Genomic DNA, 26,731 nt, shown 5'->3' on the forward strand with positions numbered 1-26,731 from the left:
ATGAAGAAATTTACCGCAGGAAGCGGCACCGGCCGCAAGCCATCCACCCGGCCCGAGGACGAACGGCTCTCCATTGGAAGCAGTTTCGCTTACGGTTTCCAACACGTCCTGACCATGTACGGCGGCATCATCGCCGTCCCACTGATCGTCGGCCAGGCCGCCGGATTGTCCCCGTCCGACATCGGAGTCCTGATCGCCGCCGCGCTCTTCATGGGAGGGCTGGCCACCATCCTCCAGACGGTCGGCATCCCGTTCTTCGGCTCCCAGTTGCCGCTGGTCCAGGGAGTCTCCTTCGCCAGCGTGGCGACCATGGTCGCCATCGTCACCGGCCCGGGAGGAATCCAGTCTGTCTTCGGCGCCGTGATTGCCTCGGCGGCAGTCGGTTTGCTGATCGCCCCGGTATTCTCCAAAATCATCCGGTTCTTCCCACCGGTAGTCACCGGAACCGTCATCACCACCATCGGCCTGACCCTGATGCCGGTCGCGGCCAACTGGGCCATGGGCGGCAACAGGAAGGCAGAGAACTACGGAAGCATGGAGAACATCGGCCTCGCCGCTATCACCCTGGCCCTTGTTCTCCTGCTCAGCAAGCTCGGCAACGCGACCATTTCCCGGCTCTCGATTCTGCTGGCCATGGTCATCGGAACCGTGGTTGCCGTCGTAACAGGGATGGCCAACTTTTCAAAGGTCGGCGAAGGTCCCATCGTCGCCTTTCCCACGCCTTTCCACCTTGGCGCCCCGACCTTTGAAGTAGCCGCAATCATCTCCATGACGATCGTCGTCCTCGTCATCCTGACAGAAACCATGGCCGATATCCTGGCCGTCGGCGAGATCGTCGGAACCAAGGTGGACTCGAAACGAATTGCCGCCGGACTGCGTGCGGACATGGGCTCCAGCCTCCTCGCCCCGATCTTCGGTTCCTTTACCCAGAGCGCCTTCGCCCAGAACGTCGGCCTGGTTGCCGTCACAAAGATCAAAAGCCGCTACGTCGTGGCAGCCGGCGGTGTCATCCTAGTCCTGCTGGGACTGCTACCTATCCTGGGCCGTGTGGTGGCCGCCGTTCCCACCGCGGTCCTCGGCGGGGCAGGCATCGTCCTGTTCGGCACCGTCGCCGCCAGCGGCATCCGCACCCTGGCCAAAGTCGAATACCGCAACAACATGAACTTGATCATCGTTGCCACGTCCATCGGTTTCGGCATGATCCCCATCGCCGCCCCCGCCTTCTACGACAAATTCCCCGACTGGTTCGCCACCATCTTCCACTCGGGCATCAGCTCTGCAGCCGTCATGGCCATCCTGCTGAACCTGCTCTTCAACCACCTCAAGGCGGGCAATTCTGAAAACCAGTCGGTCTTCGTGGCCGGAACGGGACGCGTCATCCGCGAGGAGGACTTGAAGTGCCTGGCTGACGGCGACCGCTATGAAAACGGCAAACTGATCGACTGCGACGGCAAGGAAGTCCCCGTCGAGCCGGTGAACACGGCCTCCGGACACTAGGCACCCCGCTATCAATCCCGCTCCCGGGGCAGCAGTTGAGGCCCATGTCCTTTCGGATCATGGGCCTCAGCTGCCGCGCCGCGTTCCGGTCCGCGGATGCGGCGGCCCGGGCTCAGTTCTGGTTCAGTTCCCGCGAAATCGCAAGGGACGCCTCGCGGAGCAGCGGCACCGCACGGTCGGCGAAGGACTGGTCCACCCGGGACACCGGACCGGAGACGGAAATCGCTGCCGGTGTGGGCGCATTCGGGATGGCCATCGCGAAGCAGCGGACTCCGATCTCCTGCTCTTCCTCGTCGATGGAGTACCCGCGGTCGCGGATCAGCTTCAAATCCGCCAGCAGTGCATCGACGTCGCCGATGCTCTTGGGAGTAGGCGTGGGCATACCCTTTCGGGCGACGATTCCGCGGACTGCTTCGTCCTCCAGCTGGGCAAGGATCGCCTTGCCCATGCCGGTGGCGTGCATGTAGCCGCGCCGGCCCACCTCGGTGATCATGCGCATGGAGTGCAGGGAGGGGACCTGGGCCACATAGATGACCATGTCCGAGTCCAGCACCGCCATGTTGGCGGTTTCCCCGAGCCGTTCCACAAGGGATTGGAGCTGCGGCCGGGCAACGGCGCCGAGCTGCTTGTTCGCGGCTTCGCCAAGTCGGATCAGCCGCGGCCCCAGGGCGTAGCGGCGGTTGGGCAGCTGCCGGATGTAGCCCAGGCTCACCAGGGTCCTGAGGAGCCGGTGGATCGTGGGAAGCGGCAGATCGGTGGAGGCGGAGAGCTCGCTGAGCGTGACGTCCCCACCTGCATCCGTAATGAGTTCGAGAAGTTCGAAGACGCGCTCAACGGACTGCACGCCTCCAGGGGCCTTTTCAGCCATAACCGTGATCTCCTGAGTGTGGGTCGTTACGACAACTTTTATCCACATCGTGAAAAAAGTGCTTGGTAGACCTAAGATACAGCACCGCCCGGCAGCCGTCGATGCAGAGCACAGGACTTGTATTTCCACAAAGTAGATAATAATATCCATCATACGAAATAAATACGTATACGGCCCGGCCGGGCCCGACTAGGAGGAAATTCAATGGCGAATCCGAGCCCCGGAAATTCGATCACCCTGCGCGTGGAAGCCCCGTCCAGCTTCACGGCCACCAGCGAACTGGCCGCCGCCGTCGCCGCCGCCGGAGCCGCGATGACCGCTCTCGACGTTACCGAGTCCCACCACGAGACGCTGGTAGTCGACGTCACCTGCAACACCACGGATGACGACCATGCAGCGCGGGTCAAGGATGTTCTCAACGCGCTCGACGGCGTCACCGTCCGCAACGTCTCGGACCGCACCTTCCTGATGCACCTCGGCGGAAAGCTTGAGGTTGTCCCGAAGGTCGCCCTGCGCAATCGCGACGATCTCTCCCGCGCCTACACCCCCGGAGTGGCGCGCGTCTGCATGGCCATCGCGGAGAACCCCGAGGCCGCCCGGAACCTGACCATCAAACGCAACACGGTCGCCGTCGTGACCGATGGCTCGGCCGTCCTGGGCTTGGGCAACATCGGCCCCGCCGCCGCCTTGCCGGTCATGGAGGGCAAGGCCGCCCTCTTTAAGCAGTTCGCCAACGTGGATGCCTGGCCGGTCTGCCTGGACACGCAGGACACCGAGGAAATCATCCGGATCGTCAAAGCCATCGCCCCGGTCTACGGCGGCGTGAACCTCGAAGACATCGCCGCGCCCCGCTGCTTCGAGATCGAAAACCGGCTCCGCGAAGAGCTGGACATTCCGGTCTTCCATGACGACCAGCACGGAACCGCCATTGTCACCCTGGCCGCCCTGACCAACGCCCTGCGCGTGGTGCACAAGAAACTCCCCGAGGTCCGGATCGTGGTCTCCGGGGTCGGCGCGGCCGGCTCCGCCATCATCCAGCTGCTCAAGGCGCAGGGTGCGCGGAACATCATCGCCGCCGGCCGCTCCGGGGCGATTCACTTCGACGAACAGTACGACGACGAGCACCGCACCTGGATCGCCGAGAACACCAATGAACAGGGCTTCTCGGGCACCCTGCACGAGGCGCTCAGGGGGGCCGACGTCTTCATCGGCGTCAGCGCGCCGCACGTGATCGGCGAAGAGCAGGTGGCATCCATGGCCAAGGACGCGATTGTCTTCGCCATGGCCAACCCCACCCCGGAAATCGACCCCGTCATCGCGTCACGGCACGCCGCCGTCGTGGCAACGGGACGGAGCGATTATCCCAATCAGATCAACAATGTGCTGGCCTTCCCGGGGTTCTTCCGGGGACTGCTGGATGCAGGCGCCACCGACATCACCCCCGAGATGCTCGTGGCCGCCGCCACGGCGATTGCCGACAGGGTGGCCGACGACGAACTGAACGCCAGCTACATCATCCCGAGTGTTTTCGACCCCCATGTCGCCGCCGATGTCGCGGCCGCCGTATCCTCCGCCGCCCAGTCGTCGGCCACCGCCGCGGCCCCGGCCCACGCCTGATTCACCGCCTGATACACCAACCAGGAAGGACCACAATGGCTCTCACAGTTTCAGCCCCCAGCCCGATCGACCGTGCGGAGGAAATCCTGACCCCCGGGGCGCTCGCCTTCGTGGAGGAACTCCACCAGCGGTTCTCCGGCACCCGCTCGGACCTGCTCAAGGCCCGGGCCGTCAAGCGGGAGGACGTGGCCCGGACCGGCCGGCTCGAGTTCCTGCCGGAGACCCGGGATGTCCGCGAGGGCGACTGGACCGTGGCCCCCGCCCCCGCGGCCCTGCAGGACCGCCGGGTGGAAATGACCGGGCCGGCCGCACCGGCCAAGATGGCCATCAACGCCTTGAATTCCGGTGCGAAGGTATGGCTTGCGGACCTGGAGGACGCCAGCACCCCCACCTGGTCCAATGTGATCGAATCAATCCTCAACCTCCGTGATGCAGCGGCGGGAACGCTCGCCTACACCTCCCCGGAGGGCAAGGAATACGTTCTCCGGACCGACGCCCCGCTCGCCGTCGTCGTGGCACGTCCGCGCGGGTGGCACATGAGCGAACGCCATCTGCTGATCGGCGGAGAACACACCGTGGGCGCCTTGGTGGACTTCGGCCTGCACTTCTTCCACACCGCCAAAGCGTTGCTGGAGAACGGCCAGGGCCCGTACTACTACCTGCCCAAGATGGAAAGCCACCTCGAGGCCCGCCTCTGGAACGAGATCTTCGTCTTCGCCCAGGACTACCTCGGCATCCCGCAGGGCACCATCCGCGCCACCGTCCTGATCGAGACCATCCCCGCGGCCTTCGAAATGGACGAGATCCTCTACGAACTCCGGGACCATGCCGCCGGCCTGAACGCGGGACGCTGGGATTACCTGTTCAGCATCATCAAGTATTTCCGCGATGCGGGTCCCCGGTTCGTCCTGCCGGACCGCGCCACGGTGGCCATGACGGCACCGTTCATGCGCGCCTACACCGAGCTGCTCGTCAAGACATGCCACCGGCGTGGTGCGTTCGCCATGGGCGGCATGGCTGCAGTCATCCCCAACCGGCGCGAACCCGAAGTGACGGCCCAGGCGTTCGAGAAGGTGCGCGCGGACAAGACCCGCGAGGCCAACGACGGCTTTGATGGTTCCTGGGTGGCCCACCCGGACCTGGTTCCCATCTGCCGGGACGTCTTCGACGCCGTCCTCGGCGAGCGGCCCAACCAGCTGGACAAGCAGCGCCCGGAGGTCACGGTCACCGCGGAACAGTTGCTGGACATCGAGTCCGCCCACGGCACCGTCACCGAGGCCGGTTTACGCCTGAATCTCTACGTGGCCGTCGCCTACACCGCGGTGTGGATATCCGGCAACGGCGCGGTCGCCATCCACAACCTGATGGAGGACGCCGCCACGGCGGAAATCTCGCGCTCACAGGTGTGGCAGCAGATCCGCAACCAGGTGGTCCTCACCGACACCGGCAACACCGTCACCCGAGAGCTGGTTTCCAGGATCCTTGCCGAGGAAACCGAAAAACTGCGTGGCGAGGTGGGCGAGGACGCCTTCGTAAAGCACTATCGGCCCGCCGGCAAGCTGATCGGTGACATCTGCCTCTCCGAGGACTACACGGATTTCCTCACCACCCCGGCCTACGAACTGGTGGGCTGAGCCATGGCAGTACCCGCCGGTTCCTTCAACGCCGCTGATCTGGCCCAGATTGATACCCAGCTCGCCGCTACCGACCGCATGCTGGTGCAAAACTATCCGGGAGACGACGGCTCACGCCAGCCAGTGCATACCGTCTACGTGCCCGCGGACCGTTTCACCCCGTCATTCTCCGCCGACTGGGGTGCCCAGGCGCTAGCGTCGGCGGACGCCCACGGCGGGCTGGCCCGCTTGGGCAGCCTGCTGGGCCAGGATGCCGGACTCGCTGAGTCCCTGGCGTCACGGATTCAGGTGAAGCTGGAGACCGAACCCATCGAGGACCTCAGGCTCGACTTCGAGGACGGGTACGGGGACAGGGGCGACGACGCCGAGGACGCCGCTGCTGTTGCCGCGGCCGCCGCAGTGGCCGCCGCGGTTGGCGCCGGCAGCGCTCCCCCGTTCATCGGCATCCGCTTCAAGTGCTTCGAAGCCCCCACCCGGGCCCGAGGCCTGCGGACGCTGGACCTGTTCGTCTCCGGTCTGGCCGCAGCCGGCGAACTGCCCCAGGGCCTGGTCCTCACCCTGCCGAAGGTCACCACGGTGGCGCAGGTCCAGGCGATGGACTTTGCCGTGTCCCGGCTCGAGGAAGTCCATTCGCTACCCGCCGGCCGGTTAAGGTTCGAGGTGCAGGTGGAGACCCCGCAGCTCATCCTGGGTCCGGAGGGCACGTCGCCGGTGGCGCAGCTGGCCCATGCCGTCCCGGGGCGTATCAGCGGGCTGCATTACGGCACCTATGACTACTCCGCTTCGCTGCAGATCTCCGCGGAATACCAGTCGATGGAACACCCGGTGGCCGACTTCGCCAAGGAAGTCATGCAGCTGGCAGTCGCCGGGACCGGTATCAGGCTTTCGGACGGCTCTACGAACATCATCCCCGTGGGCGACAATGTGGAAAATGCCTGGCGCCTGCATGGCCGGCTCGTGCGGCGTTCCCTGGAACGCGGCTACTACCAGGGCTGGGACCTGCACCCGGCCCAGCTGCCGAGCAGGTTCGCGGCCACCTATGCCTTCTACCGGCAGGGACTCCCCGCCGCGGCGGCGCGGCTGCGCAACTACGTGCTGCACACCGAGGGCGGCGTTATGGACGAGCCCGCCACAGCCAGGGCCCTCGCAGCTTTCGTTCTCCGCGGTGTCCAGTGCGGCGCCGTGGACGCCGAAGACGTCGAGGCGCTTGCCGGCGTCGGAGTCCCGCAACTGACAGCGCTGGCCCATCCGCGGCTGGCGCAGCCCGCCGCACCCAACCACTGACCCGCTTCCCCCAGGAGACCATCCATGAGCAATTACTTCTCACCCGAAGGCGGCCTGCCGCCGCAGACCCAGCTCCTCACCGACCGCGCGGTCGTCAAAGAGGCCTACACGGTAATCCCCAAAGGCGTGCTGCGCGACATCGTCACGAGCAACCTCCCCGGCTGGACGAACACCCGCGCCTGGATCATCGCCCGTCCCATCGCAGGATTCGCCACGACCTTTTCGCAGCTGATTGTGGAGGTGGCGCCGGGCGGCGGCAGCGAGAAGCCTGAGGCCGAGGCCGGCGTCGAAGGCGTCATTTTTCTGACCAAGGGCGCGCTGACACTGACCCTGGACGGCGAGATCCACCACCTCGCGGCCGGTGGCTACGCCTTTCTCGCGGCGGGCTCGAACTGGAAAATCTCCAACGACTCCGCCCGGGGCGGGGACGGCGTCAGTGACAGCGCCGGTGAGGCTGCCAGCTTCCAGTGGATCCGCAAGGCCTACGAGCCGCTGGAGGGCTTCACGGCGAAGTCCTTCGTCACCCGCGACCAGGACGTCGAGCCGCGGCCCATGCCGGGCACCAACGGCGCCTGGGCGACCACGCGCTTCGTGGACCCCGACGATCTGGCACACGACATGCACGTCAATATCGTCACGTTCCAGCCCGGCGCCTCCATCCCGTTCGCCGAAACGCATGTGATGGAACATGGCCTCTTCGTCCTTGAGGGCAAGGCCGTCTACCGCCTCAATGACGACTGGGTGGAGGTCGAGGCCGGCGACTTCATGTGGCTGCGCGCCTTCTGCCCGCAGGCCTGCTACGCCGGCGGCCCGGGTAACTTCCGCTACCTGCTCTACAAGGACGTGAACCGGCAGATCCGTCTCACCTGAGTTCTTCTTCCTGGCTGTGCCCCGACCAATCCGGCCGGGGCACAGCCAGTTAAAGCCCCTGGATGGGCAGATTCCGTAGATCCCCCGGCTACTGCCGCCCAAACCCCCGTCGTGGGGTTGACTGGCCACCTCACGACACTCTAGACTTTTCACATAGCAAGATATACTTTCCACAATGCGAAATCGATGAAAGGAACCGGGCATGTTCCCGGTTCAGAGCCCTGAAGGAACCCACAATGACGTATTCCGTGAACTGCTCAATCCTGTTGACCGAGCTGCCCCTCCTCGAGCGGCCCGCCGCGGCGAAGGCCGCCGGCTTTGACGCCGTCGAATTCTGGTGGCCGTTCGAGGAGTCCGTTCCCGGCGACGCCGCCATCACCGGCTTCGAGCGGTCCATCACCGACGCGGGCGTCCAGCTGACAGGCCTTAATTTCAACGCCGGGAACATGCCCGCCGGAGACCGCGGCCTGGTGTCCTGGAAAGGCCGCTGCTCCGAGTTCAAGGACAACATCGACGTTGTAGCCGGCATCGGCGGACGCCTCGGCTGCAAGTCCTTCAACGCCCTCTACGGCAACCGCCAGGAAGAGCACACCCCGGAGACCCAGGACGAACTGGCGGTCGGGAATCTCGCCGCCGCGGCCGCAGGCGTGGCCGGCATCGGGGGCACCGTGCTGCTCGAGCCGGTCAGCGGCGCCCCGCGTTACCCGCTCCTTACGGCTGCTGACGCCCTCCGGACCATCGCCCGGGTGAAGCAGGAAACCGGCGCGGAGAACATCAAGCTCCTCGCCGACTTCTACCACCTGTCTGTAAACGGGGACGACGTCGCCGCCGTCATCGAAAATCATGCCAACGACTTCGGCCACATCCAGATCGCCGATAACCCCGGCCGTGGGGCTCCCGGAACCGGTGAGCTTCCCCTCGGCGAATGGATCGCCCGCAGCCGCGAACTCGGCTACGAGGGCTACATCGGACTCGAATACAAGCAAGCGGCGGAAACTGCCTTCGCCTGGGCAATCCGGCAGCGCGTCGCCAGCTAGTCCCCACCCGCACCCTCACCTCGCAAGCTCGGCCAGGGAACCCCGCGGGAGTGGGCCCGACCACCCGCACCCTCACCTCGCAAGCTCGGCCAGGAACCCCGCGGGCGTGGGCCCAACCACCCGCACCCTCAGATTTCAGAAAAGAGAACCATCATGAGCAACGTTGCAGTCATCGGACTCGGAATCATGGGCCTGCCCATGGCCATCAACCTGGTCAAGGCCGGCCACAGCGTCACCGGCTTCAACCGCAGCCAGGACAAGATCGACAAACTCGTCTCCGAAGGGGGCCAGGGCGCAGCCAGCATCGCCGAGGCCGCCCGGGACGCCGACGTCGTGATCACCATGGTCCCGGACTCCCCCGACGTCGAAGGAGTGGTCAGCGGACCCGACGGGGTCTTCGCCAACGCCACGCCGGGCGCCCTGTGGATCGACGCCAGCAGCATCCGCCCGGACGTTGCGAAGCGGCTTGCAGACGACGCCAAGGCCGCCGGCATCCGTGCCCTCGACGCCCCGGTCTCCGGCGGAGAGCAAGGTGCCATCGACGCCGCGCTGTCCATCATGGTCGGCGGCGAACCGGAAGACTTCGAGGCGGCCCAGGATGTCCTGAACGCTGTCGGCAAGACCATCGTCCACGTCGGTCCCGCCGGCTCGGGCCAGACCGTCAAGGCAGCCAACCAGCTGATCGTCGCGGTCAACATCGAGGTCCTCGGCGAGGCGATCGCGTTCCTTGAGGCCTACGGCGTGGACACCGATGCCGCCCTCAAGGTTCTCGGCGGGGGCCTTGCGGGCTCCAGGGTCCTGGAGCAGAAGGGCCGGAAGATGCTGGACCGCAACTTCGAGCCCGGCTTCCGCCTGGCCCTGCACCACAAGGACATGGGGATCGTCACCTCCGCGGCCCGCGAAGCCAACGTCGCCATCCCGCTCGGCGCCGTCGCAGCCCAGCTGGTCGCCGCCACCGTCAATCAGGGTGACGGCGGCCTGGATCACTCCGGTCTCTTCAAGCAGGTCCTTCAGCTCAGCGGCCGCCAGTAAGCTGCACGGCCGCCCCGCCAAGCGCCCCTTCCCGGGGCACTTCGACACGAACACGCCGGCCGCCGTCGTAATTTACGACGGCGACTCCCCCAAAATGCCCCGCGACGGTTCGCAGGGCGGCTTCAGCACACCCAAAAACAGACTTCCAAGGAGTACACCATGACCAAGATGCGCACCGTAGACGCTGCCATCGCCATCCTGGAAAAGGAGGGCGCCACCGAGGCGTTCGGCCTGCCAGGCGCCGCGATCAACCCGTTCTACTCGGCCATGCGGGCCCACGGCGGCATCCGCCACACCCTGGCCCGGCACGTCGAAGGCGCCAGCCACATGGCCGATGGCTACAGCCGCGCGAAGGACGGCAACATCGGCATCTGCGTCGGCACCTCGGGACCTGCCGGCACGGACATGATCACCGGCCTGTACGCCGCCTGGGCGGACTCCATCCCCATGCTCTGCATCACCGGCCAGGCCCCCGTAGCCAAACTGCACAAGGAAGACTTTCAGGCCGTGGACATCGAGTCCATCGCCAAGCCCGTCACCAAGATGGCCATGACCATTCGAGAACCCGGGCCAGATTCCGGGCGCCTTCCAGAAGGCCTTCCAGCTCATGCGCTCCGGCCGCCCCGGCCCCGTACTGCTGGATCTGCCCATCGACGTGCAGATGGCCGAAATCGAGTTCGACATCGACACCTACGAGCCGCTGCCCGTGGAAAAGCCCAGGGCCAGCCGCAAGCAGCTGACCAAGGCGCTGGACATGCTCACCGCCGCCCGGCACCCGCTGATCGTGGCAGGCGGCGGCATCATCAACGCCGGCGCCTCCGCGCAGCTGGTGGAACTGGCCGAGCTGCTCAATGTTCCCGTGATCCCGACCCTGATGGGCTGGGGCGCCATCTCCGACGACCACCCGCTGATGGCCGGCATGGTGGGCCTGCAGACCTCGCACCGCTACGGCAACGAGACCATGCTGGCCTCGGACTTCGTGATCGGCATCGGCAACCGCTGGGCCAACCGCCACACCGGCGGCCTGGACACTTACACTGCCGGACGCACGTTCGTGCACATCGACATCGAACCCACGCAGATCGGCCGCGTGTTCTCCCCGGACCTCGGCATCGCCTCCGACGCCGGTGCGGCGCTGGAGGGCCTGGTTGAGCTGGCCCGGGAACGCAAGGCCTCCGGGACCTTGCCGGACTACTCCGGCTGGGTGGCCGAGTGCGCCGATCGGAAGGCTACGCTGCACCGCAAGACGCACTTCGAGAACATCCCCATCAAGCCGCAGCGCGTCTACGAGGAGATGAACAAGTCCTTCGGCCAGGACACCACCTACGTTTCGACGATCGGCCTGTCCCAGATCGCCGGCGCCCAGATGCTGCACGTCTTCGGGCCGCGCAAGTGGATCAACGCCGGCCAGGCCGGTCCCTTGGGTTGGACCGCCCCGGCCGCCCTGGGCGTGGTCCGCGGCAAGCCGGACGAGACCGTGGTCGCGCTGTCCGGTGACTACGACTTCCAGTTCATGATCGAGGAACTGGCCGTGGGCGCGCAATTCCAGCTGCCGTACATCCACGTGGTGGTGAACAACTCCTACCTGGGCCTGATCCGCCAGTCCCAGCGCGGCTTCAAGATGGAACAGAACGTGTCCCTGGCGTTCGAGAACATCAACTCCACCGATCTCTCAGCGAACGCAAGCGGATACGGCGTGGACCACGTCAAGGTGGCCGAGGGCCTGGGCTGCAAGGCCATCCGGGTGGAGGACCCCAGGGATCTGGCCGCCGCTTTCGACAAGGCCAAGGCACTGATGGGCGAGTTCCAGGTTCCCGTAGTGGTTGAGGTGATTCTGGAAAAAATCACCAACATTTCCATGGGCACCGAAATCAACGCCGTCAACGAGTTCGAGGATCTCGCCGAGACGCGTGGGGACGCCCCGACCGCCATCCTGGCCCTGCAGGCGTAGCCAGATGCGCATTGTCATCGCCCCGGACAAGTTCAAGGGCTCGCTCTCGGCACCGGACGTTGCCCGGCACCTGGAGGCGGGGCTCCAGGCGGCGGCCCGCCATGACGGATGGATCAGTAACCTGGAGGTCCTTCGGATTCCGGTCGCCGACGGCGGCGAGGGCACCCTGGACGCCGCCGTCGAGTCCGGCTTCACCCGCCCCAGCGCCCTGGTCAGCGGACCCACCGGGGTGCCGCTGCGGGCGGACTTCGCGGTCCGCGGCCGCGAGGCGGTCATCGAGATGGCGGCGGCCTCGGGCCTCGCGGTCCTGCCGGGCGGCCGCCCGGATTCGGCCAGCGCCACCGGTGCCACAAGCCTGGGCACCGGTGAACTGATCCGGGCGGCCCTCGACGCCGGGTGCCGGAGGATCATCTTGGGTGTGGGCGGCAGTGCCAACACCGACGGCGGCGCCGGCGTCCTGCAGGGGCTCGGCGCCAGGTTCCTCGACGCCGAGGGCTGCGAGCTGGCGCCCGGCGGCGCCGAGCTGGCGCGGCTGGACCGGATCGACTTTGCCGGCTTCGACCCGCGGCTGGACGAGGCACGTTTTATCCTGGCCAGCGACGTCGACAACGCCCTCCTGGGCGCAGAAGGCGCCGCGGCGATCTTCGGACCGCAGAAAGGCGCATCTCCGGAGGACGTCGGGATGCTCGACGCTGCCCTGTCCCACTTTGTGGACGTCCTGGCGGCTGAGATCGGCCCCCGCGCCCACAACGCCGCGTTCGCCCCGGGCGCTGGCGCGGCCGGCGGGGTGGGCTACGCGGCCATTGCGGTCCTCGCCGCCACCCGCCGGCCGGGCATCGACGTCGTGCTCGAATTCACCGGGCTGGCCGACCGCCTCGCCGGTGCGGAGTTGGTGATTACCGGCGAAGGCAGCCTGGACGAGCAAAGCCTGCTGGGCAAAACGCCGCTCGGCGTTGCTCGAGCGGCGGGGCGCGCGGGCATTCCGGTCATCGCCGTCTGCGGACGGACCACGCTGGCGCCGGAACAGCTCCGGACCTCCGGATTTCGCGAGGTTCACGCTTTGACGGAGCTCGAAAGCAATATAGACACATGTATAGCGGAAGCGGGACCCCTCCTGGAACGCCTGGGACGGAACATCGGCGTCCAACTGACGGCCCTGGCAGCAGGGCAATCCGCGGTGAGCAAGGAGACCCTCAATGCCTGAAGTAGCCTACGACCTCGTAGTCCGGGGCCAGCGTGTCCTGACGACGGCCGGAATCGCCCCGCGTGAAGTGGGCGTCCGCGGAGGCGTGATCGTCGCCGTCGAGCCCCTCGGCAACGGCCTGTCCGGTGCCGAAATCATCGAACTCGGCGACGACGAAACCCTCATCCCGGGCCTCGTGGACACCCACGTGCACGTCAACGAACCGGGGCGCACCGAGTGGGAGGGTTTCGCCTCCGCCACCCGTGCCGCGGCGGCCGGTGGCGTCACGACCATCATCGACATGCCGCTGAACAGCATTCCGCCCACCACCACGGTGGAAGGACTCAAGCTCAAGCGCGAGGTCGCCCAGGAGCAGGCGTTCGTGGACGTCGGGTTCTGGGGCGGCGCCGTGCCCGGCAACAAGGCGGACCTGCGCGGGCTGCACGACGAGGGCGTGTTCGGTTTCAAGTGCTTCCTGCTGCATTCCGGGGTGGACGAGTTCCCGCACCTGGAAGCGGACGAGATGGAGCAGGACATGGCCGAGCTCAAATCCTTCGACTCCCTCATGATCGTCCACGCCGAGGACTCCCACGCGATCGACCACGCGCCCCATCCCGGCGGCGACCAGTACGCAACGTTCCTGGCCTCCCGCCCCCGCGGCGCCGAGAACAAGGCCATCGCCGAAGTCATTGAGCGCGCCCGCTGGACCGGCGCCCGCGCCCACATCCTGCACCTCTCGTCCTCCGACGCACTGCCGATGATCGCCACCGCCAAGCGCGACGGCGTCCACCTCACCGTAGAGACGTGCCCGCACTACCTCACCCTCATGGCCGAGGAAATCCCCAACGGCGCCACCGCGTACAAATGCTGCCCCCCGATCCGCGAGGCCTCCAACCGCGAGCTGCTCTGGAAGGGCCTGCAGGACGGCACCATCGACTGCATCGTCTCGGACCACTCCCCCAGCACCCTGGACCTCAAGGACCTGGAAAACGGCGACTTCGCCGTGGCCTGGGGCGGCGTCTCCTCACTGCAGCTGGGCCTGTCCCTGATCTGGACCGAAGCCCGGCACCGCGGCATCCCGCTGGAGCAGGTGATCAGCTGGATGGCCGAGAAGCCCGCCGCGCTCGCGCGCCTCTCCAACAAGGGCAAGCTCGCCCTCGGCTACGACGCCGACTTCTCCGTCTTCGCCCCCGACGAGGCCTTCGTCGTGGACGTATCCAAGCTCAAGCACAAGAACCCCATCACCCCGTACGACGGCAAGGCCCTCTCCGGCGTGGTCCGGAAGACCTTCCTGCGCGGACACGAGGTCGACGGCCGGACACCAAGCGGCAAACTGATCCGCCGCGGCGGTATTTGACGCCGGCCGCATTTGACGCCGGCCTCGGCTCTCCCGACGACTACATCAACCAACCGACCAGCACCGGATCATCCCGCGTGAACGAGTTTCCAAGGAGCATCATGACCCCGACCCCCACGAGCCCGGCCCGTCCCCTGAAACTACAGCCCGGCACCGCGGCGCCGGAGTTCACGCTCCCCGACGCGGACGGGCGGTTGGTCTCGCTGGCGGACTATAGAGGCTCTAACGTCATCGTCTACTTCTACCCCAAGGCTGCGACGCCGGGCTGCACCACGGAGGCCTGCGACTTCCGCGACAACCTCGCCTCACTGAAGGGCTCCGGCTACACAGTGCTCGGCATCTCCCCGGACACGCCCCAAGCGCTGTCGGACTTTTCCGGGGACTTCGCCCTTGGCTATCCGCTGCTCTCGGACGCAGACCATTCCGTGGCGGCCGCATATGGCGCCTGGGGTGAGAAGGTGGTCGACGGCCAGATCGCCGAGGGCGTTGTCCGCTCAACTGTCGTCCTCGACGCCGAGGGCCGGGTAACGTGGGTGAGGTATCACGTCGCCGCCGACGGCCATGTGGCCGCGCTGAGGAAAGAACTGGGGCTCCAGGTCAGCAGCCGGGCTCCGCTGGGAGTACGCTGACAGGGCTGCCGCAGGCGTCCCGGCAGGGACGATTCCGCAGCGTCCACCGTTGGACTGGTAGGCGGACGCTCATCGGCGCGCTGCTTCCCGCCGTGAAGCCAGGCGGCGGCCGCAATCGGGCCCGAACGCCCCATCTAAAGAAGGAGCACGCTTGCTGATTGTCTTGACCGGGATTGACGGCTCGGGAAAAACCACGGCCGCACGTTCTGCGGTTGCTGCTGCCCGCACCGCCGGCAAGGACGCGCTCCTTCTCAGCAACTACGCCGGACGGCGCAGGATGTCCCTGCTGACCGCCAGGTTCGGGATCCGCCTCCCTCCCCGGCTGGCGGATGCCGTGGAGACAGTGATCCGCACTGCCAATGTGCTGCTGTCCCATGCCATGGCCCACCGGCATCCGGGGTTGGTCATCATGGACCGCCACCTCTACTGCCAGCTCGCGTTACGCCAGGCGCGGCAACTTCCCCGCGGACGGGTTCTTCCGTTCATCCTCGCGAAGCTCCCTAAACCAGACCTGGTCGTCCACCTCGTCATCACCCCGGAACAAGCGCATCAAAGAGTGCTGGCACGCGGCACGGACGCGGAAACCCTCGAGGAGCTCGACTCATTCCGGGCCGCCTACCAGGCGATACCCGAATACGCCCAGTTCACTGAGCTGGCAGCCGACGGAACACCAGACGAGGTGCTCTCAGAGCTGACGCTCGCCATCGCCGGCGCGGGCGGAGACTCAGACACAAAAGCCTTGGCCGCCGACGGCAGGGCCATGGTCCCGAGCTGACCCGGCGAGCCACTGTGCGGCGCGCCAAGCCGGGATCCCATCTGAAGCGGGCGTGCCTGCGTCGTTGATGACGTCCCACACGGGGAGACTCAAGCGTCCGTTCCGGCCGAGGACGGAATGACGAGAACGGGCCGCTGTGGGTCACGACTCAGATCGGCAGACACGGAGCCTTCCAGATGCCGGTCCAACCAGGCGCGGACGCCGGGCCGCTGGCCCCCGACGACGACCAAGGATGCCCCGACGCTCTCGGCCAGCCGGGTGAGCGATACGGCAACATCGCCGTTCAGCATGCGGAAAGTCCACTCGGCCCCCGGCGGACCGAGAATCGCTTCAAGTCGCTGAAGAAGCGGCGCGGCCGGGTACGCAGCCTCCTCATTGGCCACCGGGTCCAGGGAAACGGCCGGCTGGGCGCCTGCGGGCGCCCATTCCGTCAGGTAGCTCGCGGGGTCAACGAACGCACACACGAGGTGCAGGTCCAGTCCGGCAGCGAGGCTGGCGGCCATCCGGACCGCGTGGTCCGAAAAGTCCCAGCCGACCCCCAGCACAATCGGTCCGGCGGGCCACTCCTCACGGGACACGGCGTCGACCCCTTCTGAAGCGTGTGTTCTCTGACCCTCTCGACGGCACGACCGGAACGCTTTCCATAGTCGTCAGGATAGCCGTCCGGGTTCCACAGCAGCGTCGTCCTCGATCGCCGGCGGGATCGTTTGTATATTCGATGGAAATATAGCTAGAGTGCTGAAGCACTGACGGCAGGCGGCCGTTTCGGCATCGCCATATTTCTGGGGGAGATATGAACAAGGCACAAAGACGAGCACACATGGAGCTGCCGTGTCCGGAGTGCGGTTCCAGAGTCGTTCCAACCTGGAAGGACGAGCGTGCCTTGGCTGCCCCCCAGCCAAACTGGCAGGTGAGCGCCCGGCAATGCAGCAGCCTGAGTTGCGGCCGCAACGACCCGCAGAACTGGTGAGTGGCCCGACGGTCGGCCGACGTGGGCCCACGGGCGCTGCTGACGTCCGGCTCGGCTTCGCGCATCACCTGCCACCACGCATGCTTCTTCGGGCGGGAATCACCGACAGCGCCAGGGCCATGATGGGACCCCGGGCGTCCTGCAGATCGAACAAAAGCCAGCACCTGAATCCATCCCTGCGCGTCAGTCCGAGCCTCGTGGGATCAAACGGAGGTCTGCTCAGCACTCGTGGGCAGCCGCCGTCCCGCCTTCGTGACCGACGCGTTGCCGGCAGCACCTCTGATAGGCGTACGCTATATAGGCTTCAGCGCATCGGCACCGGTCCCTTCAGGTCCGGTACCTGAGCGCGCGGAAGCCTTAAGGACCATACGTGAAGGAGATGGCGTGGACACGCGGAAGCTGAAGTATTTTCTTGCCGTGGTCGACCATGACGGATTCAACCGCGCGGCAGAACACCTGCTTATCGCCCAACCCTCCCTGTCCCAGACCATTGCCGGCCTGGAGAAGGATCTCGGCGTGCCACTCTTCCACCGGATCGGCCGCCGGGCGGTCCTCAGCGAAGCCGGCAAGGAACTTGTCGGGCCGGCACGCCTGGTGATGCGGGACCTCGATGCTGCACAGTCCGCTGTTCAGGCTCTTCGGGGTGTCCGCAGCGGGCGGCTGGACATCATCACGATGCCCTCCCCCGGGATCGAACCGTTGACATCCATGATCGCGGCCTTCAGCGAGGTACATCCCTCCGTGCGGCTCAACGTCGGGGCGGCGTTTACGCCCGAGGAAGTCATCGAATCCGTGCGCACGGGCAGCTCCGAGATCGGCCTGGCCGGATCCTCCACTCCGATCCGCGTGCCGGGCGTCCAGGTTCTCGACCTGGAGCGCCAACCGCTGATCCTCATCGTGAATCCCAAGGCCGATCCCTTCAGCCCCGGAGTGGCCATCCAGCGGGAGGATCTGGGCGGGCACCGGCTGATCGCTAGCCAGCGCGGATCCCTGATGCGCTGGCTGGTCGACGATGCGCTGGCCCACGGCGTCAACACCGAAATCGTCGTCGAGGTAGCGCACAGGACGTCGATTCTTCCGCTGGTACTGGCCGGGGTGGGCCACGCGGTGATGCCCTCCTCCTGGGCACCGACGGCGCACAAGGCCGGTCTGCGAACCCTGCTGATCGAGCCGGTTTCCTATCTGAATGTTGCGATCCTGAGTCGAAAGGATGGTCTGACTCCGGCCGCCACGGCGTTTCTGGATGTGGCAGAACTGTACGTGGCAAGCGGCAACGAAAGCGCTTCCCTGCCACGGGACCTATAGGCCAAACCTATTTGGCGCATCGAATCTTGGTCTTGGACGGCGGATGCTGCCGGGCCGTCTACTTGAAGAGGAAGGGCAGCGTGACGCTGCTAACACACTCAATAAGGAGGTAGGCAGATGAGCGCCACCCAGAAATTCAGCATCGCTTCAATCCCCGCAGACGGGGTCGGCAAGGAAGTTGTCTCGGCAGGCCGCCGCGTCCTGGATGCCCTGGCAGAAACCTCCGCCGGGAAGTTCGGCTTTGACTGGACGGAGTTCCCGTGGGGCTGCGGCTACTACGCAAAAACCGGCAAAATGATGGCCGACGACGGCCTGGAGACCCTGAAGGACTTTGACGCCATCTACTTCGGCGCCGTCGGCTGGGAAAACGTCCCGGACCACATCAGCCTCTGGGGCCTGCGCCTGAACATCACCCAGAACTTCGACCAGTGGGCCAACATCCGCCCGGTGAAGTTCCTCCCCGGCATTGAATCCCCGCTGCGCAAGGCCGACAACACCGAACTCGACTGGGTCGTTGTCCGCGAAAACAGTGAGGGCGAATACGCCGGCCTCGGCGGCCGCAACCTCAGCGGCCGCGGCCCGGGCAACGAGGTCGCATTGCAGACCGCACTGTTCACCGAAAAGGGCTGCGAGCGGATCATGCGCTTCGCCTTCGACCTGGCCCGGACCCGCACGGTCAAGAAGGTCTCCTCGGTCACCAAGTCCAACGCCCAGCAGTACGGCATGGTCCTCTGGGACGAAGTCTTCAAGCGCGTCGCCCTGGACTACCCGGATGTACAGACCGAAAGTGTCCTCGTCGACGCGATGAGCGCCAAGTTCATCCTCCGGCCCGAAGACCTTTCCGTCGTCGTGGCATCGAACCTGAACGCTGACATTCTCTCGGACCTCGGCTCAGCACTGGCCGGGAGCCTGGGCCTGGCAGCCAGTGCCAACCTGAACCCGGAGCGCCGCTTCCCCAGCATGTTCGAACCGGTCCACGGCTCCGCGCCGGACATTGCCGGCAAGGGCATCAGCAACCCGATCGGTGCAATCGCCAGTGCCGCCCTGATGCTGGACCACTTCGGCCTGCACGCGGAAGCCCGCCGGGTCGAAGCCGCCATCGAGCAGACCACCGGCGCCGGGTACCTGACCCGCGACGTCGGCGGGGAAGCCACCACCGAGGACGTCACCGAAGCCATCATCAAGGCCCTGACCCATACCCTGGCGGCCGTCAGCCAGAACACGTAACCGTCCGGTCAAATCCCGCGGTCAGGACAAAGCCCGGAGTGGACGGCGGTTCAACACGCCGCCGCCGTTCACTCCGCTCATGCTCCCATCATCAAGCACCCTCCAGCTACATTCCACAACGAGGTAGGAATCATGGATCACATCACCACCGCCGGCGCGGCAACGCCGGCCCCCAAGACACGCTGGTACAAGCAGCTGTACTTCTGGGTACTGACCGCCATTGTCGCCGGCATTCTCGTCGGCTGGCTCGCGCCGAGCGTCGGGATCGCCATGGAACCCATCGGCACGACTTTCGTGAATTCGATGAAGATGCTCATCGGCCCGATCGTGTTCCTGACCATCGTCGGCGGCATCGCCAGCGTCGCGGACCTGAAGAAGGTCGGCATGACCGGCCTGAAGGCCCTGACCTATTTCCAGGTCGGCACGATCCTCGCCATGATCTTCGGACTCGTGGCCATCAACCTCTTCCGCCTCGGTGAGGGCGTGAACGCCGATGCCAGCACGATCGAGACTTCCGATTCGGCCGCCAAGCTGATCGACGCCGGCCAGAACCAGGAATGGTGGCAGTTCCTCACCCACATCATCCCTACCAGCATCGTCGGCCCTTTCGTTGAAGGCGACATTCTCCAGGTCATCTTCATCGCCGTGATCTTCGGCATTGCGTTAAACGCTATGGGCAAGGTCGGCGCGCCCGTCCTGGACGGCGTGCAGCGACTGACCGGCGTCATGTTCAAGATCCTGAGCTTCATCATGAAGGCCGCCCCGATCGGCGCCTTCGGCGCGATGGCCTACGCAGTAGGCAAGTTCGGCGTCTCCTCCCTGACCAGCATGGGCGGACTCATCGCCCTCTTCTACATCACCTCTATCCTCTTCGTGGTGATCGTTCTCGGCTCCATCATGGCCTTCCTGAAGCTGAACATTTTCACGATGATCCGTCACCTCAAAGAGGAATACATGCTCATTCTGGGCACCTCCACCGCCGAACCGGCTCTGCCTGGCCTGATGCGCAAACTCGAACATGCCGGCGTGAAGAAGGAAACCGTAGGACTCGTTGTCCCGACCGGCTACAGCTTCAACCTCGACGGCGCCGCCATCTACCTGTCCCTGGCCGCCCTCTACATCGCCCAGGCCACCAACACGGAACTGACTCTCGGCCAGCAGTTGGGCCTGCTCGCGGTCATGCTGCTGACCTCCAAGGGCGCGGCAGGTGTCGCAGGCGGCGGCTTCATCGCCCTGACCGCCACCCTGACCACGATCGGCACCATCCCCGCGGCCGGTATCATGCTTATCTTCGGCATCGACAAGTTCATGTCCGAATGCCGGGCACTGGTGAACTTCACCGGCAACGCCGTCGCCACCTTGTTCATCGCCTGGTGGGACCGCACCCTGGACGCGGACCGCGCCCGCAGGGTCTTCAAAGGCGAGACCGTGGAGCCCATGCCGTCCGAGGACCCGATCCACCTCGACGAGGTAATCGATATCGACGATGACCTGACCGAATACGGCCACCACACGCCCAAGGAAACTGGCGCCAAGCACGCAGGACCCGCCGACGATGCCACGCCCTCCAAGGACGACCACCGCCCCGTCTACTCGGAAACCATCTGACATGAACAGCGCAACCGCCCCGAAAACCGTGCGGACCCTCATCGCGCCGGATAAGTTCAAAGGCAGCCTCACTGCCGGAGAAGTAGCGGATGCCCTGGCAGAAGGGCTCCGCTCCGGAAACGAAGCCGGGACCGGGACGGTCGATTGCGAACTACTACCGCTGGCGGACGGAGGTGACGGCAGCGTCGACGCCGCCGTCGCCTCCGGCTTCACCCGACGCGGCAATACCGTCGCCGGACCCACCGGCCAGCCCGTCCAGGCCAGCATCGCCTACAACGGCATTACCGCCGTCGTCGAAGTCGCAAACACCTGCGGCCTCGGGCTGCTCCCCGACGGTAAACTGGAACCGCTTGACACCTCCAGCCGCGGCTTCGGCGAAGCCCTCCTGTTCGCCCTCAGGCTGAAACCGGCAAGGATCGTCATGGCACTGGGCGGCAGTGCCAGCACTGACGGCGGAATGGGAATGCTCACCGCCCTGGGGTACAGCTTCCGCGACGCCGACGGCCGGCAGCTCTACGGCAGCGGCCGCGCACTCGCACCGATCCACTCCATCCATCGCACCGCCCTTCCGGAGCTGACCGACACTGAACTCGTCGTCGCCAGCGATGTACACAACCCGCTCCTCGGAGCCCAGGGCGCCCCTGCGGTCTTCGGACCACAAAAAGGCGCCTCACCGGAAGCCATTGCGGAACTCGACAATGGACTGAAGCACTTCATCACCAAAATGACCGAAGCTGGCTTCGCGGACGCTATCACGCTCGCCGAGCACGAAGGCGCCGGCAGCGCCGGAGGAATCGGCTATGCCTGCCTGCTGCTCGGCGCCAAACAGGTATCCGGAGCCGACTACTTCCTGGACCTGCTGGACTTCAACACCCGAAAGGACAGTTGTGACGTCGTCATCACCGGAGAGGGAAGCATCGACGAACAGACCCTCGCCGGCAAACTGCCAGCGGCAGTCGCACGCCGGTCAGGGCAACGCCCCATTATCGCCGTGGCCGGCCGCTCCCTCCTCCAGCAGGAACGGTGGTCCGAAATGCCCCTAACCCGGGTGTACACGCTGGCAGAGTACACGGACGAGGACTCATCGAAAGATCCTGAGCTCTCTGCACGGCTGCTCCGCAAGATCGGCCAGGACATCGGCACAAGCCTGCTGTATGGAATTAGCTCAGCAGAAGATGGTCGCCGCCCCGGACCAGATGACGCTGCCGGCGAGCCTTGACAAGCGGATGCCTTCGCCCGGGTCCGGACACCGCGACGCCCGCCACCAAGGCAACTAATCGGAGGGACCCGGCCTCCCGGAATGGCCCTCGCGCTACTATAATTTGGTTCACACGAGCGGGAGATGAGCGAAGATGCGCGGATTTGCCAGACGCCAAACGGGAGGGCGCGGAGTAGGCCTATTCGCGGCCGTGTATCTGGCCATCGGCGTGGTGGTCGCCGCCACGCACGGCTACTTGGTGGCCTGGAACGTTCCCGGCAACATTCTGGAAGGCCTGGCGGCGATTGTCCTGTGGCCGCTGGTGGCGCTCCTTGGAGTGGACCTGCACACCCTGATCGCCTAGACCCCGCAGATCCCCTTCGGCGGCGAGTCCCTCATCGGGACGATGCTTGTCCATCGCCACCAACCATTGACCGTTTCTGTCCCTACAATTTAGTTTCTGTCCCTACAATTTAATTGTCGGCCTCCATGGCATTCACGTCGCGGGGGCGGCCAAAGAAGGAGAACGACCATGGGCTTGGGTGACAAGATCCATAATGCCGCTGAGAAACTCCACGGCAAGGGCAAACAAGCTGCTGGCGAGGCCACCGGCAACGACCGGTTGAGGGCCGAGGGCAAAAGCCGGCAGGTCAAAGCCGACCTGAAGCAGGCTGGCGAAAAAATCAGAGACGCTTTCAAGAAACACTGATTCAAGCGCCAAAAGGCAGAGGCGTGATCCGTCCGGGCCGCGCCTCTGCCCTCCCTTGCCCTTCGCACCTGGCGTCCACGCCGGATCCCCCGCTTCAGGTAGCCGACGCTGGCATTTCCTCAGCGGACTCGGGCACAACCTCCCTGTGATCCGGGCTCAGGGTGCCGCGCTCATCGCCCGTCTCGGTTCGTAGCGGAGACCTCCAGGCCCGGGGGCGGGCAGCCGGACGGCGACAAACGCGCCACGCCAAACTCCGCACACGGGAGGATAATTACACCGAGATCCAACGGTCCACGCGGACACAGAAGGGGGGTCCGATGCTTACGCTGCCGCGCATCACGGTGGAGGTCCCCGTGATCGGCGTCGGATCAGCCCCTTCGGACTACGATGAGCTGGGCACGCACGTCGATGCGTTGCGGCGACGCCAGGGCCTGCACCTGACCCTGCTGCACATCGGGGTCCTGGACGACTTCTCCCAGGACGTCGCGGACTGGACCAACGGATTCACCAGCAGCGAGACAGCCACACGCACTGTGGTTGAGTGGTTGGAGGCCTTGCCGGTATTGGCAGCCTTCACGGGACGTGCCGACAAGCTGATTGTGCTGGGCGGTGGAAATGTGTGCGGACTCGAAGTGGACGTCCCCGAGCACGTGCATGATTTTCAGGTCCTGCTCGTGCGCGCGCTCCATGAACTGCTCGACGAGCTGCTCGTGGACAATGTTGATGACTTCATTCTCAGCTCACGTGCGTTGGGCTACAGGTATCCCCGTTGGACACCCCACGTTGCTGTCGGCCGCCCCAAGACCAGGGCCCGGGAGCCCCTGAGGATCGAATCCTTGGCCATCGACTTCGGAAGCTCACGCATCCGGAACCACCGCTTCCTTCCGGCCGCCGGCATCGGCTGACCGCGGCGATCAGGTGTCGGCCAAGCCACTCGGGGATCCGCTGCGGCCGAGCAAGTATTCGAGTTCGACCAGCCCGGCATCGTACGTCTTCGCACTCAGCAGACGCAGCAGGGCGGGATCCTGACCGCGGGGAAAGACGCCCCGCCCCGCGCCAATCGCGACGGGCAGAACGACGAGCCGCACGGCGTCAACCTCGCCGGCCCGGAAGAACGCCTCGCTCAGGGAGAGACTGCCCCAGAGCACGATCGTGCCGGCGGTCTCGCGCTTGATGCGGCGGATCGCTTCGACCGCGTCGCCGGATTCGATAGTCGCCGCCGGCATGCTCCCCCACGGTGCGCTTTCGAGCTGCCTGGAGAACACGTAGCGGCGGAGTCCGTTCAGGGCCGGCGCAATGATCTCACCATCGGATGCCGGGGTCGGCCAGAACCCGGCGAACATCCGATAGGTCGATGCTCCCAGCACCATGGCGTCGACGGTGTCGAGCCACTCCAGCTGGCTTCGGTCAAGTTCTTCGGTCCCCCCTTCGAGCATTTCGTATGCCGTGAATTCGTTATCCTCATTGGCGGCGAACCCGTCGGCGGTTACGAATTCCTGGACAACCAGTTGCCCCATGATCGGCTCCTCGCATCCGTTGTTCGACGGACTTTACGCCGCGCAGGGCTGGCCTTCAAGCCCGCGATGTGATCGATTCTTAGGCCCGATTTTAGGCCAATTGAACGAGCAATCCTGGACAACTCTTGGATTTGGCCGGGATCATTTCGTTCCCTCGGATTCTTAGGGTTGGACCATGAAAACAAATACAGTCCTCATCCTCACGGCAGCCAGCATTCTCCTCGCCGGTTCGACGGCCCTCGCGGTGAATTCCCAGACGGTGAACAGCCCACCCGCAGGGGGCTTCGTCCCCGCGGACACCGTCTTTCTGCCTCAAAGTTCGACGACCGCCGGGACGGCCTCCCCTGTCTCAACGCCCAGCCCAACATCCACCCCCGGCCGCTCCGCGACCGAAGACGCGAGCCCCGGCTCCTCCCCAAAGTCCATCGCCCCGGTCCCAGCCGGCCCTTCCCTCGCCGACGACGGAACCGCGGCACTTCTCCCCGCCCCGGCACCGGGACCGTCCCGTTCGATCGCGCCAAATGACGATCACGGCGGGCACGGGGAACTGGAGCCGGGCGACGATCACGGCGGCCACGGCGAACTGGAGCCGGGCGACGACAAACGCTCCGGAAGCGACGACTAGGGGGCTGCTTCGCTTCGATGTGCGTTGGCGGGCCGATGAGCAGGTTCCCCCGGAACGGGTAGGCAAAGCGGCAGGAGAACGCTGGTCCTCCTGCCGCTCCTGTAGTTCCCTGGCCGTGCCGCCTGCTCGCCCCGTCACTCACTGAATACTTTCGGCGACAACGACGGCGAAGTTGCCCCGCCGTACCGGCGGTAGCGACGTCCACGCAGGGAGAAAGCTGCCGGGCGTGACGGCTAAGGGGAAGATATTCAGCCTGCAAAGTCACGCCGAGAGGTCTATCCTTAGCCGTAACCACCGATTGCGCCGGTTGGTTATGCGCCCGTCTATCGCGGGAGGATGCCGGGGATCTAAGGCTCATCATGGGTGGTACACGCATCCGATCGCTGTCTTCCGGAGGAGACCCTGATGCAGGGCAACCACACAAACACTTGTTTAGGCCGTTCTGCAGTAGCCTCGGCGCGGGCCATGAACACTGACCCGCTCTGGGCGGTCGAGGAAGCCGCCGCCATGAACATGTCCGCAGGCATCGAAAAACACGAGCCTTCCGCGCCCGAGTGGCAGGCTCACGTGGCCGGTGCCGTCACGCACGGCACGTCCATCAAAGGTGTGGCCAGCCCGGCACACACGACCTCGCTGGAAATCCTCGATGCAGCGGACACCCTCACCTGCCCCGGCCGTATGCCGGGGTGAGCCCAGAAGGGGACCCTCAAAATGGCCACCGACTACGACGAAGTGCGATCCGATGTTGCTGAATCGCGCCAAGATTCACTCCGCGCACTCCAGTCCGCAAACGCCCCGGATGCGGGCAGCGTTGTCCGCGAACTGGACGAGGCCGACACAACGGACGGGGTGGAACTGCCTGGCGCCGACCTGTCCGCTGAGGAATTGACAATCGAGATCGTCCCGCAAAGGGAAGACGAGTTCACCTGTTTTTCCTGTTTCCTCGTCCGGCACAGGTCGCAGATCGCACGCGAGGAAGACGGCCACGCCTACTGCCGGGACTGTGAGGGTTGACCTAACATCCCATGTCGAGCGGTCCGGAGCTCAAAACTTAGCCGGGCTATCGAGGTCGCCGCGAGCATCGCCGTCGCAATCGCCAAGGCGGACGCCATGCCCGCCCGCAGCGCCAACGCGGCAGTGGCGCGGGATATGGGCGCCGCACGTTCCGTGGTGATTTTCCACCGCCGGCCGGGACCATCTGAGCGCGATGCAAAGCTCGATCGTCGTTCCCCTCCTCAAGACCTGACTCGAAAGGGCGCGGAGATAGCCGCGGACTCTCCGGTCACTTCCGCCCGATAGTCCGGCTCCTCTGGATACGCTGAGGAGATGATGGAGGGGAAATGACGGTTCGGAGCGCAGGTTTGCTGCTGTACCGGCGGAGTGCCACCTCGGGGTTGGAAGTCTGGATCGCGCATATGGGCGGGCCCTTCTGGGCCCACAAGGATGCCCAGGCCTGGTCCATTCCCAAGGGCGAATACCTTCAGGACGAGGACCCGCTGATGGCAGCGCTACGCGAGTTTGCCGAGGAGATAGGCACACCGGCCCCTGTTGCCGACTACCTCCAGCTGGGCGCTTTCCGGCAACCGTCGGGAAAGGTCATCACGGTGTTCACCGCCGAGTCGGACTTTGCACCGGAACGGATCGTGAGCAACACCTTCGCACTGGAATGGCCAAAGGGATCCGGCACCATCACCAGCTTCCCCGAAATCGACGACGCCGAATGGACGAGGGAGCCCGTAGCCCGCACCAAGCTGGTCAGGGGTCAGCTTCCGGTCCTTGACGCGCTCATCCGGCACCTCCGTGACGACGGTCCGTAATTGCCATTGCTGGCCCGGCAG

At 65.6% G+C, this 26,731-nt stretch carries 25 protein-coding genes and 1 pseudogene; 23 read left to right on the forward strand and 3 right to left on the reverse strand.

The features are described from left to right. Positions 1-1,497 (forward strand): nucleobase:cation symporter-2 family protein, encoded by a 1,497-nt coding sequence (locus QFZ69_RS10840; protein ID WP_306918053.1) that lies wholly within the window; start codon positions 1-3, stop codon positions 1,495-1,497. Between the two features lie 112 nt (positions 1,498-1,609). Here the strand turns inward: QFZ69_RS10840 and QFZ69_RS10845 are convergent, their stop codons facing one another. Then, positions 1,610-2,365: an IclR family transcriptional regulator gene (locus QFZ69_RS10845; protein ID WP_306918055.1), complete on the reverse strand. Its 756-nt coding sequence runs from the start codon at positions 2,363-2,365 to the stop codon at positions 1,610-1,612. Positions 2,366-2,569: 204 nt separating this feature from the next. On the opposite strand from QFZ69_RS10845, the gene QFZ69_RS10850 reads away from it, so the two are divergent. The 11 genes and pseudogenes from QFZ69_RS10850 to QFZ69_RS10900 all read left to right on the forward strand — a co-directional run bounded on the left by QFZ69_RS10850 (position 2,570) and on the right by QFZ69_RS10900 (position 15,734). Continuing rightward, a complete protein-coding gene (locus tag QFZ69_RS10850) occupies positions 2,570-3,982 on the forward strand; it encodes an NADP-dependent malic enzyme (RefSeq protein ID WP_306918057.1) in 1,413 nt (470 codons plus the stop codon). 35 nt (positions 3,983-4,017) lie between these two features. After that, on the forward strand, positions 4,018-5,616 hold the full coding sequence (gene aceB, locus QFZ69_RS10855; RefSeq protein WP_306918059.1) for a malate synthase A: 1,599 nt from the start codon (positions 4,018-4,020) through the stop codon (positions 5,614-5,616). A 3-nt stretch (positions 5,617-5,619) separates the two neighbouring features. After that, positions 5,620-6,900 carry an aldolase gene (locus QFZ69_RS10860; RefSeq protein WP_306918062.1) on the forward strand — a complete coding sequence of 427 codons (1,281 nt, stop codon included), beginning with the start codon at positions 5,620-5,622 and terminating at the stop codon, positions 6,898-6,900. Positions 6,901-6,924: 24 nt separating this feature from the next. Next, the gene (locus tag QFZ69_RS10865) at positions 6,925-7,770 is read left to right on the forward strand and encodes a bifunctional allantoicase/(S)-ureidoglycine aminohydrolase (protein WP_306918064.1); all 846 of its coding nucleotides are present in this window, start codon (positions 6,925-6,927) and stop codon (positions 7,768-7,770) included. Positions 7,771-8,006: 236 nt separating this feature from the next. Next, a complete protein-coding gene (locus QFZ69_RS10870; protein ID WP_306918066.1) occupies positions 8,007-8,807 on the forward strand; it encodes a hydroxypyruvate isomerase family protein in 801 nt (266 codons plus the stop codon). A 153-nt stretch (positions 8,808-8,960) separates the two neighbouring features. After that, complete coding sequence (locus tag QFZ69_RS10875) at positions 8,961-9,839, forward strand: 2-hydroxy-3-oxopropionate reductase (protein WP_306918069.1); 879 nt, start codon at positions 8,961-8,963, stop codon at positions 9,837-9,839. A gap of 159 nt (positions 9,840-9,998) precedes the next feature. Continuing rightward, positions 9,999-11,790 (forward strand): annotated as a pseudogene (gcl, locus tag QFZ69_RS10880) (glyoxylate carboligase). A gap of 4 nt (positions 11,791-11,794) precedes the next feature. Continuing rightward, the gene (locus QFZ69_RS10885) at positions 11,795-12,994 is read left to right on the forward strand and encodes a glycerate kinase (protein ID WP_306918073.1); all 1,200 of its coding nucleotides are present in this window, start codon (positions 11,795-11,797) and stop codon (positions 12,992-12,994) included. Next, a complete protein-coding gene (gene allB, locus QFZ69_RS10890) occupies positions 12,987-14,330 on the forward strand; it encodes an allantoinase AllB (protein ID WP_306918074.1) in 1,344 nt (447 codons plus the stop codon). Before QFZ69_RS10885 ends, allB begins: the two co-directional genes overlap by 8 nt. Before the next feature lie 101 nt (positions 14,331-14,431). Continuing rightward, positions 14,432-14,959 carry a thioredoxin-dependent thiol peroxidase gene (gene bcp / locus QFZ69_RS10895; RefSeq protein WP_306918076.1) on the forward strand — a complete coding sequence of 176 codons (528 nt, stop codon included), beginning with the start codon at positions 14,432-14,434 and terminating at the stop codon, positions 14,957-14,959. Between the two features lie 151 nt (positions 14,960-15,110). After that, positions 15,111-15,734 (forward strand): thymidylate kinase, encoded by a 624-nt coding sequence (locus QFZ69_RS10900; RefSeq protein WP_306918078.1) that lies wholly within the window; start codon positions 15,111-15,113, stop codon positions 15,732-15,734. A gap of 89 nt (positions 15,735-15,823) precedes the next feature. On the opposite strand, the gene QFZ69_RS10905 is transcribed toward QFZ69_RS10900, so the two are convergent. Then, positions 15,824-16,312 carry a universal stress protein gene (locus QFZ69_RS10905; RefSeq protein ID WP_306918080.1) on the reverse strand — a complete coding sequence of 163 codons (489 nt, stop codon included), beginning with the start codon at positions 16,310-16,312 and terminating at the stop codon, positions 15,824-15,826. 776 nt (positions 16,313-17,088) lie between these two features. Here QFZ69_RS10905 and QFZ69_RS10910 point away from each other — a divergent pair. From QFZ69_RS10910 to QFZ69_RS10940, 7 genes are all read left to right on the forward strand, one after another. Further along, the gene (locus QFZ69_RS10910; RefSeq protein WP_306918082.1) at positions 17,089-18,009 is read left to right on the forward strand and encodes a LysR family transcriptional regulator; all 921 of its coding nucleotides are present in this window, start codon (positions 17,089-17,091) and stop codon (positions 18,007-18,009) included. A 117-nt stretch (positions 18,010-18,126) separates the two neighbouring features. After that, a complete protein-coding gene (locus QFZ69_RS10915) occupies positions 18,127-19,236 on the forward strand; it encodes a tartrate dehydrogenase (RefSeq protein ID WP_306918083.1) in 1,110 nt (369 codons plus the stop codon). 132 nt (positions 19,237-19,368) lie between these two features. Further along, positions 19,369-20,844 (forward strand): C4-dicarboxylate transporter DctA, encoded by a 1,476-nt coding sequence (dctA, locus tag QFZ69_RS10920; protein WP_306918086.1) that lies wholly within the window; start codon positions 19,369-19,371, stop codon positions 20,842-20,844. 1 nt (position 20,845) lies between these two features. Then, positions 20,846-22,063: a glycerate kinase gene (locus tag QFZ69_RS10925; RefSeq protein ID WP_306918088.1), complete on the forward strand. Its 1,218-nt coding sequence runs from the start codon at positions 20,846-20,848 to the stop codon at positions 22,061-22,063. Between the two features lie 190 nt (positions 22,064-22,253). Then, positions 22,254-22,406, forward strand: coding sequence for a hypothetical protein (locus QFZ69_RS10930; protein ID WP_264357062.1), 153 nt, complete (start codon positions 22,254-22,256; stop codon positions 22,404-22,406). Positions 22,407-22,574: 168 nt separating this feature from the next. Next, positions 22,575-22,751 carry a CsbD family protein gene (locus QFZ69_RS10935; RefSeq protein ID WP_306918092.1) on the forward strand — a complete coding sequence of 59 codons (177 nt, stop codon included), beginning with the start codon at positions 22,575-22,577 and terminating at the stop codon, positions 22,749-22,751. A gap of 317 nt (positions 22,752-23,068) precedes the next feature. Beyond that, on the forward strand, positions 23,069-23,656 hold the full coding sequence (locus QFZ69_RS10940; protein ID WP_306918093.1) for a hypothetical protein: 588 nt from the start codon (positions 23,069-23,071) through the stop codon (positions 23,654-23,656). 9 nt (positions 23,657-23,665) lie between these two features. Here QFZ69_RS10940 and QFZ69_RS10945 read toward each other — a convergent pair whose 3' ends face one another. Next, the gene (locus QFZ69_RS10945; RefSeq protein WP_306918095.1) at positions 23,666-24,268 is read right to left on the reverse strand and encodes a dihydrofolate reductase family protein; all 603 of its coding nucleotides are present in this window, start codon (positions 24,266-24,268) and stop codon (positions 23,666-23,668) included. A 175-nt stretch (positions 24,269-24,443) separates the two neighbouring features. Here QFZ69_RS10945 and QFZ69_RS10950 point away from each other — a divergent pair, with 175 nt between their 5' ends. The 4 genes from QFZ69_RS10950 to QFZ69_RS10965 all read left to right on the forward strand — a co-directional run bounded on the left by QFZ69_RS10950 (position 24,444) and on the right by QFZ69_RS10965 (position 26,710). Then, entirely contained in the window at positions 24,444-24,893 is a 450-nt protein-coding gene (locus QFZ69_RS10950; protein ID WP_306918097.1) for a hypothetical protein, read from the forward strand. A gap of 465 nt (positions 24,894-25,358) precedes the next feature. Then, a complete protein-coding gene (locus QFZ69_RS10955; protein WP_306918099.1) occupies positions 25,359-25,583 on the forward strand; it encodes a hypothetical protein in 225 nt (74 codons plus the stop codon). A gap of 21 nt (positions 25,584-25,604) precedes the next feature. Further along, positions 25,605-25,907 carry a DUF4193 domain-containing protein gene (locus QFZ69_RS10960; protein ID WP_306918100.1) on the forward strand — a complete coding sequence of 101 codons (303 nt, stop codon included), beginning with the start codon at positions 25,605-25,607 and terminating at the stop codon, positions 25,905-25,907. Between the two features lie 326 nt (positions 25,908-26,233). After that, the gene (locus QFZ69_RS10965; RefSeq protein ID WP_306918101.1) at positions 26,234-26,710 is read left to right on the forward strand and encodes an NUDIX domain-containing protein; all 477 of its coding nucleotides are present in this window, start codon (positions 26,234-26,236) and stop codon (positions 26,708-26,710) included. Positions 26,711-26,731 lie beyond the last annotated feature (21 nt).

This window comes from Arthrobacter sp. V1I7 (assembly GCF_030817015.1).
Taxonomy (GTDB): domain Bacteria; phylum Actinomycetota; class Actinomycetes; order Actinomycetales; family Micrococcaceae; genus Arthrobacter.